Source organism: Methylocella sp., assembly GCA_037200525.1.
In the GTDB taxonomy this organism is placed as follows: domain Bacteria; phylum Pseudomonadota; class Alphaproteobacteria; order Rhizobiales; family Beijerinckiaceae; genus Methylocapsa.
This window is the reverse complement of record JBBCGG010000001.1, coordinates 1,966,589-1,979,128: the sequence shown is the minus strand read 5'-3', so window position 1 is coordinate 1,979,128 and position 12,540 is coordinate 1,966,589. Positions and strand designations below refer to the sequence as shown.

10 protein-coding genes are annotated in these 12,540 nt (G+C 60.7%); 1 reads left to right on the top strand and 9 read right to left on the bottom strand.

All coding sequences use genetic code 11. From position 1 onward, the window contains the following. Positions 1–13 precede the first annotated feature (13 nt). The 4 genes from ppa to WDN46_09535 all read right to left on the bottom strand — a co-directional run bounded on the left by ppa (position 14) and on the right by WDN46_09535 (position 3,771). Complete coding sequence (ppa, locus tag WDN46_09550) at positions 14–553, bottom strand: inorganic diphosphatase (GenBank protein MEJ0093665.1); 540 nt, start codon at positions 551–553, stop codon at positions 14–16. A gap of 416 nt (positions 554–969) precedes the next feature. Beyond that, a complete protein-coding gene (locus WDN46_09545) occupies positions 970–1,476 on the bottom strand; it encodes a GNAT family N-acetyltransferase (protein ID MEJ0093664.1) in 507 nt (168 codons plus the stop codon). A gap of 114 nt (positions 1,477–1,590) precedes the next feature. Beyond that, positions 1,591–2,862, bottom strand: a complete 1,272-nt coding sequence (locus WDN46_09540) for a hypothetical protein (protein ID MEJ0093663.1) — start codon at positions 2,860–2,862, stop codon at positions 1,591–1,593. Positions 2,863–3,096: 234 nt separating this feature from the next. Beyond that, positions 3,097–3,771 carry a CBS domain-containing protein gene (locus tag WDN46_09535; protein ID MEJ0093662.1) on the bottom strand — a complete coding sequence of 225 codons (675 nt, stop codon included), beginning with the start codon at positions 3,769–3,771 and terminating at the stop codon, positions 3,097–3,099. Positions 3,772–4,021: 250 nt separating this feature from the next. Here WDN46_09535 and WDN46_09530 point away from each other — a divergent pair, with 250 nt between their 5' ends. Further along, positions 4,022–4,276: a hypothetical protein gene (locus WDN46_09530; GenBank protein ID MEJ0093661.1), complete on the top strand. Its 255-nt coding sequence runs from the start codon at positions 4,022–4,024 to the stop codon at positions 4,274–4,276. A 146-nt stretch (positions 4,277–4,422) separates the two neighbouring features. On the opposite strand, the gene WDN46_09525 is transcribed toward WDN46_09530, so the two are convergent. From WDN46_09525 to kdpA, 5 genes are all read right to left on the bottom strand, one after another. Next, positions 4,423–5,106, bottom strand: a complete 684-nt coding sequence (locus tag WDN46_09525; GenBank protein MEJ0093660.1) for a response regulator — start codon at positions 5,104–5,106, stop codon at positions 4,423–4,425. Then, positions 5,103–7,826, bottom strand: coding sequence for a sensor histidine kinase KdpD (locus WDN46_09520; GenBank protein ID MEJ0093659.1), 2,724 nt, complete (start codon positions 7,824–7,826; stop codon positions 5,103–5,105). The genes WDN46_09525 and WDN46_09520 overlap by 4 nt, the downstream gene beginning before the upstream one ends. 15 nt (positions 7,827–7,841) lie before the next feature. After that, positions 7,842–8,450, bottom strand: a complete 609-nt coding sequence (gene kdpC / locus WDN46_09515) for a potassium-transporting ATPase subunit KdpC (protein MEJ0093658.1) — start codon at positions 8,448–8,450, stop codon at positions 7,842–7,844. Between the two features lie 112 nt (positions 8,451–8,562). Next, positions 8,563–10,617 (bottom strand): potassium-transporting ATPase subunit KdpB, encoded by a 2,055-nt coding sequence (kdpB, locus tag WDN46_09510; protein MEJ0093657.1) that lies wholly within the window; start codon positions 10,615–10,617, stop codon positions 8,563–8,565. A 12-nt stretch (positions 10,618–10,629) separates the two neighbouring features. Then, positions 10,630–12,339 carry a potassium-transporting ATPase subunit KdpA gene (gene kdpA / locus WDN46_09505; GenBank protein MEJ0093656.1) on the bottom strand — a complete coding sequence of 570 codons (1,710 nt, stop codon included), beginning with the start codon at positions 12,337–12,339 and terminating at the stop codon, positions 10,630–10,632. Between the last annotated feature and the right edge of the window lie 201 nt (positions 12,340–12,540).

Sequence of the window (12,540 nt, the reverse complement as noted above, 5' to 3'; positions counted from 1 at the left end):
GGCCCGATAAGCGCTAAACTTTATGCGCGGCCTTTGCCCGCTCGATCGACTCTACGACGATCTTCCGCGCCGCTTCGGCATCGTCCCAGCGCTCGATCTTGACCCATTTATTCGGTTCGAGATCTTTGTAATGGGCAAAGAAGTGCTCGATCTGCTGCAGCGTGATCTCCGGCAGATCAGTGTAATTCTCAACCTTCGCGTAGCGTTTGGTCAGTTTCATCGAAGGGACCGCCAAGATCTTCTCATCCTGACCGGCTTCGTCCTTCATTATCAGTACGCCGACGACCTTACAGCTCATCACCGCGCCAGGAATGATCGCGCGCGTATTAGCGATAATAACGTCGCAGGGATCGCCGTCCTCGGACAAAGTATGCGGGATAAAGCCGTAATTACCCGGATAGCGCATCGATGTGTAAAGAAAGCGATCGACAAACAGGGCGCCCGCTTCCTTGTTCAACTCATATTTGATGGGCTCGCCGCCAATCGGCACCTCGATCACGACGTTAACGTCCCAGGGCGGATTAGCGCCGATCGAAATTGCGTCAAGACGCATAGTAAACTCCCGAATTTTCTGAATGGTCCAACGCGGGCGCTGATGGCGCTGAGCGGGTCCGGATTGGGTTTTGGCTTGGTGGCGGAGAAGGTCTTTGCCGCGGTTTCGTCTTTTAGCGATTTCGGGGCGAGGCGCTTGGTCATAGAGCACGATCGTTCCAAACGGAACCTGAATCTGCTCTTTATCTCCTTGTTTCAACGCACGATCGTCTCCAAAAAGCCCTGCACCTTCTTGGGATCATGCTCTAACGCCGCTTCCCTCCGCCCATTTCTGTGAGCGGTCGGTAAAAACAAACGCCAACCAAGTCATTTCACGACGCGGTGATCATGCTCCAAGAGCAAGCCGCCTTCAAGTCTGACAGGGCAACTAAAGCTGCGCCATATTGACCGGGGGCGTCCACCACTGAAGCCAACCCGCTAGCCAAAGGCGAAGGCGTGGCGCGCCCGCGTTTCTGAGCCGAAGCGCTCATTGGCTTGGCGCACGTTCAACCCGCCAAGCCGCGTATAGAATTGCACGGCGCGTTCATTATCAGCCAAGGCCCAAACTAGAAACGACGGATAACCGTGCTCGGCAAGGTCCTTTTGCGCCAGTTCGAACAGACGCTTGCCGAATCCAAGGCCTTGAAATTCCGGCGCCACGTAAAGTTCGAAAATCTCTCCGCCATAGCGCAGCGATGGGACGCGGTTGCGCCCATAGCTCGCATAGCCGCCGATCGTTTCATCGAAATCGAGAACGAGGAGGCGCGACCCTCGCATGATCGCCGAATGCCACCAACGCGGCCCGCGCCGCGCAATCATTCGTTCCAGCTCTCGGCCGGGAATAATGCCGCGATAGGCATCCCGCCAAGCGGCGTCGTGCACATCGGCGATGCCCTGGGCGTCTCCTTCGCGCGCATTTCGAATGGTGATGACTGCCTCGATCATGCACCAATGTTAAAACCGCTTGCCCTGATCCCGCAAGAAACTTCTTGGGGCGCTTTCGCAATTGTTGCGGCGGGACGTCCCGAATAAATCTCGCCGCGCCGGCAAAGCGCGATCTCAGCCGCTGCGCGCGGCGGCCATCGCATCGCCTTCTGTTTCAGGCTGGCGCGGCGGCGCGTCCATTGTCGGCGCGGCGGGCCGCTGCGTCCGGTATATGCCCTTAACCAGAACGACGAAAGCGATGATGGCGCAACCGACTAGCGTCACCCACCAGATCTGGACTGTCGCAACGCCAAGAAAAGAAAGCGTCAGAATCGCGACCAGTCCCGCGAGCACGGAAGGCGCCGCAATATCGGGTATCCGGCCGACGAGCATAAAAACGCGCGCCGTCAGGACCGAAAAGGCGATGGCTCCAACAAGACCGAGATCATACCAAAGCACGAACAACAGGCTTCGCGGCGTCAAGTCCGGGAGATAGCCAAGACTGAGGCCGCGATTGGCCATGTCAAAACCATGCCCCGTAACAAGACGCGGCCATTGCGAGGTGATGAGATCCTTCCAGATCAGCATCGACTCCGACGCCGGTCCCGGCTGAAGCCCGGTTAAGCTAAAGATGGCCCCATAGACCAGCGGAAGCGCAGGCGCGAGCAGGATTAAAGCCGCGAAAATCAGCCCCAAAAGGCGCGCCGGCCTGCCTGGTTCCGACATCGCAATCGCAAAGGTGAAGGCGCCCGCCCCCATCGCGGCGAGGCCGATTTGGGCGAAACCGACCAACGCCACGGCGGCGGCGAGCACGGCGAGGCCAGCGGCCAGCATCCAGTGTTCGCGCAAGGCGAGGGCCCCGAGCGCTGGCCAAACGAGGACGATTAACGTAATCACCGTGCGCTCGAACAGCGTTTCATCGAACTCGGAGGCCCCCCAAAACCACGCCGGGCCTTTGAGCGCCAGAACGAGCGTCGCAATGGCGCATAGGGCGAGGCCCACGGGCAGCAGGTAAAGGTCGATCGTTTTGGTTTTGTCCGGCAAGTAGGCGGCGACGAGCGCGACGAGAAAGGTCGTTCCGACAATTTGCGCGAACCGTTGCGACGCCTCCGGCAAGAACGGCGTCCAAAGCAGAGAAAGACCGGCCCAGAAGGTTAAAAACAGCGCCGTCGCCCCGGCGGGCGAGGAAAGAGCCGCGCGCAAATGGCGCGAACCATGCTCCGGCGCGCCGACCACAGCGCCAATAAGGATCAAAATTGCGCCAATGGGCATCAGCACATAGATCGCCCCGCGCAATATCACTCCGGCGCAAGGCAACGCGATCATCAGAATCGCCAAGCCGAGCCGAATCAGCAGTTTCGCGGCGTCGGCCGCGGGCGTGTCGGTAGGTCGAGAGGCGACGAACATGGCGACCGCTTGATCAAAAAAGACGCAGAATGACTCCGCTCGGATCGCTACCTTAACGCCCAAAATGTTCTAGCGCTGTGGATATTATGCAACAGCTCTGGGTGGAATCGCGAAGAACGAGCGAAGGCGCTGCCTTTTTTCCCAAGTTTCAGCCGCGGGGAAGCCTGATCCTTCCAGTTCGAGTCGATCATGCCCCTTTTCTGGGGCGGGACGGCGGACTGCAAGCAGATCAAATCAATAAGACGGAATCATCTCATCGGAGATCGCGCGGACGCCGGGGATATCCTCGGCGAGCGCCAGCAGCGCCTTATGTTCTTGCGGCGACCCGATGAGGCCCCAAAGATGCACGACGCCGTCCGAGACGACGATATTGCGCTCGCCAAAATCGGTCCAGGACTGATCGGCGAGCCGAGCGAGGATCGTCGCTCGGATGCCGCGATCGGTGGCGGGATCTTTGGCGGCCACGGAGGGCGTCGAGGCCAGAGCCTGAATGAGATTGGCGCGGCTAACGATTCCGACCAGTTTGCCGTCTTTCAAAATCGGGACCCGCTTAATGCGGTTTTTCTCCAAAATATTGGCGATTTCAGACAAAGGCGTGTCCTCGCCAGCGGAAATGACCCGATCGGACATGACTTCAGCCACCCGACGGCCATGCGATTTAGCGTAATCGAGGGCGAGCGCGCTGGCCGGCGTCACCGCCTCCGTCCACCACGAGATGCGTTTCACCGTGCCGTCTTCTTCGCGATGCAGCAAATCGGCTTCGCTGAGAATGCCAATGACGCGCCGGTCGACGTCAACCACCGGCAAGGCGCTGACGTCATGATCGACGAGTAGCCGAACCGCAGTCGAGATTTCGTCGTCCGGACCAATCGTGACGATGTCGCGGACCATTACATCGCGGGCGTTCATCTTTTGTCCTTTGGTTCAAAAGGAAAAGCCGGCCGTTGCGCTCCACTCCAGACCCCGGCGAAACTCGGCAGCCAAAAAACCGCAACGGATTAAGCTGGCAGTGTAGCTCGCAGAATGTGACGTCCTTATTTCATTGCTGCAATTGCATTTGCTAGCGCGGCGATTGTCCTAACCGCACTTGACGCCGGAACGCGAAGCGAGCCCAGTAGCTGTCGTCAACTTTTCAGGAGATCTGCATTTGAAAACCGATATGGCGCTTGTCGTAGGCTTCTTCGCCGTCCTCTCCATGCCGCTCGCGGCGCAAGCTCAGGGTGTTGTAAACGGCGCGGAACAGGGCGCGGCAACCGGACACCGGGCGGCGGGCCCGGTTGGCGGCGTCGTGGGGGGAGCAGTCGGCGGAGTCGTGGGCGGCGTCGCCGGCGGCGTCAAAGGCGTGCTCGGCATTCCGCAGTCGCATAACAGAAGGTGGCATCGCCACCACCACCATCATCATCACGCCTACTGACGGGCAAGGGCGTGCGTTGGCGCGGGAGTTTCCCGCGCCAACGCAGCCGCGATGGCTTTAGAGCGCCGGCGCTTCAAGCTGAACCGACCATTCTTTCTATCTGCTTGTTTAACCGGCGATTCTCGCGAAACGGCCGGGGGCATGCGCTAACCGGCGAACCTATAGCCGATCGCCGGCTCGGTTTGGATGATGCGCGGGTTGGCGGCGTCGGGCTCGATCTTGGCGCGCAACTGCCCGATGAAAACGCGCAAATATTGGGTGTCCTCCACATGCGCCGGACCCCAGACGGAGCCGAGCAATTGACGATGCGTCACCACCCGCCCCGCGTGCCGGACCAGGATGGAGAGAAGATCATATTCAGTTGGCGTCAGACGCACCGGCTCGCCGTTTTTGGTGACGATCCGCTTGGCGGTGTCGACAATGAGGCCATCGGTCTCGACCCTTAAGGTTTCGCCCGCGCCATCCGCCTTATGACGAAGCGCAGCGCGTATGCGGGCGATCAGTTCGCCGATGCCGAAGGGTTTCTCGACATAGTCATCGGCTCCAAGATCCAGCGCCGCAATCTTTTCGGTCTCGCGATCACGCGCCGACAATACAATGATCGGAACGGTCGACCACGCCCGCACCTCTCTGATAATGTCCTTCCCCTCCATATCCGGCAGACCCAGATCGAGAATCACCACATCGGGAGCCGAGATGGAAATTTGCTTAAGCGCCTCGGCGCCGGTGGCGGCGGTCAGAACCTCGTAACCTGCGGCTTTCAGCGCGGGTTTTAGAAATCTTTGAATCTGCGGTTCGTCGTCGACGATCAGAATGCGGTCATCGCTCACGAAGGCCTCCTCTCGCCAACATTGGCGTCAGCCGCCGGCAAACGGATCACCATCCGCGTTCCGCGTTTACGCAAAGCGGGGCTCTCGGCTTTGATCGTCCCTCCCATCGCTTCGATGAAACCCCGGCATATCGACAGTCCAAGCCCGGTCCCAGCCGACCGCCCATCGACTCTGCCACGGCGATAGAATTTGTCGAAGATGCGCTCCAGGTCGCCGGGCGGGATACCCTTCCCCTGATCGGTGACGCTGATCACAACTTCGTCTCCTTCGCGGCGGGCGAAAATATTGGTCGGCGTGTCGACGCCGCCATATTTGCTGGCGTTGTCGATCAGATTGAACAAAACCTGTCCGAGCAGCGCGCCGTCGGCGCGCACCAACGGCAGCGACGGCGAGAGGCTAATCTCGATCACTCGATCAGGAAAGGTTTTTCGACCTCGCTCGACAGCCGCCCGGATCACATCCGAGACATCGACCCAGTCACGCCGGGCGTTCAAAGCGCCAGCCTCCAGCCGCGTCATATCGAGCAGATTGGAGACGAAGCGCGACAATCGCGCCGCTTCCTCTTCGATCGAGATCAGAAGATCGTCGCGACTCGCGGAACTCATGCGGTCGCCAAGCTGGCGCAGGCTGGTGACTGCGCCGGTAATCGAGGCGAGCGGCGTGCGAAGGTCATGCGAAAGCGAGGACAACAGCGCCGAACTGAGCTTTTCGCTTTGCTCGAGCGCCGCCGTTTTCGCGCTCTCGCGGGTCAGCAACGCCCGATCGACGGCGATCGCCGTCTGATCGAGCAGCGCCGCCAGCACCCTCTCCTCGCCCGAATCGAGCGGCGGGGCCGCGTCCCGTTGCTCAAAACCGCAGACGCCGATCACGCCGCGCGGCGTCACGAGGGGGCGAAACTGAAACTTGAGCTTCGGCAAGGTCCCGCTGCCATGTCCAGCGATTTCGCCTTTCTCGAACGCCCAGCGCGCCGCTGTCATGCTGCTGGTTTCGAGGATTGTGTCCGGCGGCCAGCTCACCTTGGTCTGCAGCTCGCCGTCTTCGGGCAAGAGGAGGACCACGGCGGCGTTCAAGGCCGCGCGCAGATGATAGGTGGCGGCCCATAAAACATCGTCCAGCTTCGCGGCCCCGGAAAGTTTTCGAGAGAATTCATACAGAGCTTGCGTGCTGGCGGCGCGCTTCTTGGCGGTTTCGGCCTGATCGCGCACGCGTCCGGCGAGGCCGCCGGCAAGGACCGCCACAATCAAAAAGACCAATAGCGCAAATAATTCATGCGGCTCCGCCACCGTGAAGGAGTAGATCGGCTCGATGAAGAAAAAATTATAGGCAAAGAAGGAAATGACCGCTGCGCCAATGCCGAACCAGCGGCCGAAATTCACAGCGCAAAACAGCACCGCCATTATGAACAGCATCGAGAGATTGGGTAATTTGATTACCGACTGCAGCGCGAGGCCGATAAGAACCGAGCATCCGACCGCGCCAACCGCGGCGAACGCGGGGGCGACCGAAATCCGTATCTTCGGCGGATGCCAGTGCGAGGCCCCGCTCGCCGATGAGTCCCGATCGCTGAGAATATGGACGCCGATGTCGTCCGATTGCCGCATGATCGCTTCGCTGAGCGAATTGCCGCGCAACCGCGACCACCAGCCCGCGTGCGATCGGCCGAGCACGATCTGCGTCACGTTCTCCCGCCGGGCGAGGCGAAGAATTTCGGCGGCGAAGTCTGAAGCCGTTACGCGCAAGGTCTCGGCCCCAAGCCGCTCCGCCAAACGCAAGGTTTCATCGACGCAAGCCGGTCTGTCGCTTTGTTTAGGCTCGTCGCCCGCGCGCTCGACATGCAGCACCGTCCAGGGCGCGTTCAACCCCGTGGCGAGCCGGCTCGCGGTCCGCACGAGTTTTTCTGACGACGTATTAGGACCGACGCAGACAAGAAGACGCTCCGCCGTCGCCCATGGTCCTTCAATGACGTTCTGGCGCAGATAGTCGACCATCTGGTCATCGACGCGGTCCGCCGTCCGGCGCAACGCCAGCTCGCGCAGCGCCGTGAGCGTCGCCGGTTTGAAGAAGCCGTCCATCGCCCGCCGCGCGTTTCCGGGCAAATAGACTTTGCCTTCCTTCAATCGCTGGATCAGATCGGCGGGGGTAATGTCGACGACGATGACTTCGTCGGCGTTCTTCAGGACGCTATCCGGCACGTTCTCGCGGACGGAGACGCCGGTGATCTGGGAGACGACGTCGGACAGGCCTTCGAGATGCTGGACGTTCATCGCCGTCCAGACATCGATTCCAGCGCCGATCAGCTCCTCGACGTCCTGATATCGCTTGGGGTGCCGACTCTCAGGCGCGTTCGTATGCGCGAGTTCATCGACGACGATGATCTGCGGCTTGCGTTGCAGCGCGGCGTCAATATCGAATTCCTCGAGATCGCGCCCGCGATAGTTGACGACGCGGCGAGGCAAAACCTCAAGACCATCCAGCAAAGCGGCGGTCTCGGCGCGGTCATGGGTTTCGACAAGGCCGATGACGATATCGACCCCATCCGCCTTGAGACCGCGCGCGCGCGACAACATTGTATAGCTCTTGCCGACCCCGGGAGCAGCCCCGAGGAAGACCGTCAGTTTGCCCCGCTCCTCCTTGCTCGCGAGCGCTAGCAGCGCGTCTGGATCGGGGCGCTTGTCGGGATCCGAACGTTGCTTGTCAACTTTGCGATCGGAGCCCGCCATGCCAGATCCAAGACCTTATTTTAGGGGAGCAACCTCATCGAGGGCCAGATTAAGCGCAAGCACATTGACTCGCGGCTCGCCCAGGATGCCGAACAAGCGTCCCTCGGTTTCCTTGGCGACCAGCGAGCTGATTTGCTCTTCCGGCACGTTACGCGCCTTGGCGACGCGCGCAACCTGCTCCTGTGCGAAAGTCGGCGAAATATCGGGATCAAGCCCAGAACCCGATGTGGTGACCGCATCAGCGGGAATAGGTCCTTCAAAGCGGTCCTTGCGCATCGCCTCGACGTCGCCCTTGACGCGTTCGAGCAGCTTGGCGGAGGTCGGTCCGAGGTTTGATCCCGACGAATTGGCGGCGTTGTAGGGAGAGTCGATCGTCTTCGAATCGTCAGCTGGATCCGGCGCGCTCGTCGCCGACAGACGCCCGTGGAAATAGTGATCGGAGGTGAAATTCTGCCCGATCAAGCGGGAGCCGACGACGACGCCGCCTCTCATGACAAGGCTGCCATTGGCGGTCCCGGGAAGGGCGACCGCCGCGAATTCAGTGAGGGCCAAAGGATAGGCGAGCCCGGTCAGAACCGTGAACAGGATCAAGAGAACCAGGGCCGGGCGTATATGAGTCAACATCTTGTTTCTCCTTGAAGCATGAACGCCTGAAGTTGAGGCGATCGTGCTCCCCATCAATTTGTTTCAATGCATGATCCTCTCCGAAAAGTCTGCAACTTCTCGGGATCATGCTCTAAGCCAGATGCAGCGCCGCGACGACCAGATCGATGGCCTTGATCCCGATGAAGGGCACAATGAGGCCGCCGAGCCCATAGACCAGAAGGTTCCGCTGCAGCAGCGCGGCGGCCCCGACCGGCCGATAGGCGACGCCCTTCAAAGCCAGCGGTATCAATGCGACGATGATCAGAGCATTAAAGATCACCGCCGAAAGAATCGCCGATTGCGGCGAGGCGAGATGCATGATGTTCAGCGCGCCGAGTTCCGGATAGGTCGCGATAAACAAAGCCGGGATGATGGCGAAGTATTTCGCGACGTCATTGGCGATCGAGAAGGTCGTCAAGGATCCGCGAGTCATCAGCAATTGTTTGCCAATGCCGACAATCTCGATGAGCTTGGTCGGGTTCGAATCGAGATCAACCATGTTGCCGGCCTCGCGGGCGGCTTGGGTGCCGGACTGCATGGTGACGCCGACATCGGCTTGAGCCAACGCGGGGGCGTCATTGGTTCCGTCGCCGCACATGGCGATCAAGCGGCCGCCCTTCTGCTCCTTGCGGATATAGGAGAGCTTGTCTTCCGGCGTCGCCTCCGCGATGAAATCATCGACCCCAGCTTCCGAAGCGATGGCTGCGGCGGTGACGGGATTGTCGCCGGTCACCATCACTGTCTTGATGCCCATGGCGCGCATCTCGGCGAAGCGCTCCTTGATGCCCGGCTTCACCACGTCCTTGAGATGGACGACGCCGAGCAACACGCCATTTTCAGCAACGCCGAGCGGAGTTCCGCCGGACCGCGCGATCTTGTCGACGGCCTGCCGGAAGAAAGACGGCGCCGCTTCGGCGGTGGTTCCCGCAAACCTCAAAATCGCATCGACGGCGCCTTTGCGAATTGAGCTGCCGTCGAAATCAATGCCGGATAGCCGGGATTCCGCCGAGAACGGGATGGTCTTCACGGATTGACCGGCAAGACTTGGCTCAACGGCGCCGAATTCCGACTTGGCGAGCGCCACGATCGAGCGACCTTCCGGCGTCTCATCGGCGAGGCTGGCGAGCAGGACGGCTTTGGCCAGACGACCCTCGCCGATTCCGGGGATGGCGAGAAACTCCGTCGCCATGCGGTTGCCGAACGTGATCGTGCCGGTCTTGTCGAGCAGCAGCGTATCGACGTCGCCGGCCGCCTCAACGGCGCGGCCGGAGGTGGCGATGACGTTGAAGCGAATCAGTCGGTCCATTCCGGCGATGCCGATCGCCGAGAGCAGGCCGCCGATCGTGGTCGGGATCAAGGTTACGAGCAGCGCCACCAACACAACGATCGAGAGCGCGGTGTTCGAGTAATTGGCGAGTCCCCAGAGCGTGACGACCGCGATCAGGAAGATCAGCGTCAAGCCCGACAACAGAATCGAAAGAGCCAATTCATTCGGGGTCTTCTGCCGTTCGGCGCCTTCAACCAGCGCGATCATCCTGTCGATGAAGCTCGAGCCGGGTTCGGTCGTAATCCTCACCTTGATCCAGTCCGAGAGCACCATCGTACCGCCGGTCACGGCCGAGCGGTCGCCGCCCGACTCGCGGATGACGGGCGCTGACTCGCCGGTGATCGCGCTCTCGTTGACCGAGGCGACGCCTTCAATGATTTCGCCATCGCCGGGGATCAGATCGCCCGCCTCGACGATGACGATGTCGCCGACCTTGAGGCCCGTCGCCGGAATTGTGACGAAGGGATGGTTTGGCGCATTCGCCGCCGGCAGTCGCTTGGCGACGAGATCGGTTTTGGCCCGCTTAAGGCTCTCGGCCTGAGCCTTGCCGCGGCCTTCGGCCAAGGCTTCAGCGAAGGTCGAGAACAAGACAGTGAACCACAGCCAAGCGGCGATCTGGCCGGAAAAAGCCTGACCTTCGGCGTGCGTGACGAGATCCCTCAGCCAAAGCACTGTGACCAGCGCGGCCACGACTTCGGTGACGAAGATTACCGGATTGCGGAGAAGATGACGCGGATTGAGCTTGAGAAATGCGTCCCCGATCGCCGCGAGGATGATCGCGGGATTGAACAAGGACGTCGCTTGAGCGTGCGAGGACATTGAAGTCAACTCCTAAAAGGTTTTGCCTGCGAGCATCAAGAAATGCTCGACGATTGGCCCAAGCGCCAAAGCGGGGAAGAATTGCAGACCGCCGATGATTAGGATCACGCCAATGAGCAGGCCGACGAAAAGAGGCTTGTCAGTCGGGAAAGTGCCCGCCGAGACTGGAACCTTCGTCTTCAGCGCCAGCGACCCGGCGATCGCCATCACTGGCACGACATAGCCGAACCGGCCGGCCATCATTGCAATGCCAAGGGTTGTGTTGAACCAGGGCGTGTTAGCGCTGAGGCCAGCGAAGGCCGATCCATTATTGCCGGTTCCCGACGAATAGGCGTAGAGGATTTCGGTCAGGCCGTGCGGGCCGGCATTGGCGAGGCTGGCGAGCGCGACCGGCAGCATCGCCGCCACGGCGGTGAACCCCAGAATCGCAAGCGGTAGGATCAAGACCGCGAGCATCGCGAATTTCATCTCGCGCGTCTCGATCTTCTTGCCCAAGAACTCAGGGGTGCGGCCAACCATGAGGCCGGCCACGAAGACCGCCAATATGGCGAAAACCAACATGCCATAAAGCCCCGAGCCGACGCCGCCCGGCAGAACTTCGCCGAGCTGAATCAGAAACAGGGGAACCATCCCGCCGAGCGGCGTCAGGGAAGCATGCATCGCATTGACCGCGCCGCAGGAAAGGCCCGTCGTCACGGCGACAAACAGCGCCGTCATGGCCTGCCCGAAGCGCATTTCCTTGCCTTCGAGATTGCCGGCCGAGGGATCGACTCCGAGCGCCGTCAGGATCGGATTGCCGCTCGTTTCGGCGAAATAGACGGCCGCGACGCCAACGACGAGCAGGATGCCCATGGCGGCGAGCAATGCTTTGCCTTGACGGATCTGACCCACCATTTGGCCGAAGGCGTAGACCAGCGCCGACGCGATCGCGAGCATGCTGAGGATCTGCAGGAAATTGGCGAGCGCGTTGGGGTTCTCATAAGGATGGGCGGAGTTGACGTTGAGGAAGCCGCCGCCGTTGGTGCCGAGCTGCTTGATCGCTTCCTGGCCGGCCATCGGCCCCATCGATAGGGTCTGCTTGGCTCCTTCGAGCGTCGTGGCGTCGACCGTTCCGGTCAAGGTCTGCGGCACGCCAAGCGCGATGAAGGCGATGGCGACGATGATCGAGAGAGGCAGCAACACATAAAGCGTCGTGCGGCTCAGATCGACCCAGAAATTGCCTAAGGTCGCGACCCCTGAACGAGCAAAAGCGCGGGTGATCGCCAGCGCCATCGCGATGCCTGTCGCGGCGGAGAGGAAATTATGCACCGCGAGCCCAACCATCTGGCTGAAGTTGCTCATGGTCGTCTCGCCGCCATAGGACTGCCAGTTGGTGTTGGACACGAAGCTCACCGCCGTATTGAAGGCGAGATCCGGGGCGACGTTCGAGAAGCCTTGCGGATTAAAGGGCAGCCAAGCCTGCAGCCGCAGAATCGCATAGAGCGAAACGAACCCGAAAGCGCTGAAGACCAGCATCGCCAGGGTATAGCTGAGCCAACCTTGCTCCTTGGATGGATCGACGCCGGCGGCTGCGTAAAAGCCGCGCTCGACAGGACCAAGAACAGGCGTCAGGAAGGTTTTCTCACCCGAAAAAACCCTGGCCATGTATGAGCCAAGCGGCTTTATCGTCAGAATCAAGACTGCGGCGAGGAGGGCTATTTGAAGCCAGCCGTTGAGGGACATGCGAAATCTCCAGTAAACACGGCGGTCCCTTGCGACGCTTTGCGTCGAAAGGCCGGAACATGGACAAACTCAGAAGCGTTCCGGATGCAGAAGCGTGAAAACGAGATAGACGCCGAGCGCGAGAGCGACGACGAGGCCGATGATCGGCTCAATCATGGCGGCTCTCCTCAGATGCGGTTTAGCGCGCGGGCGTAGTAGCCC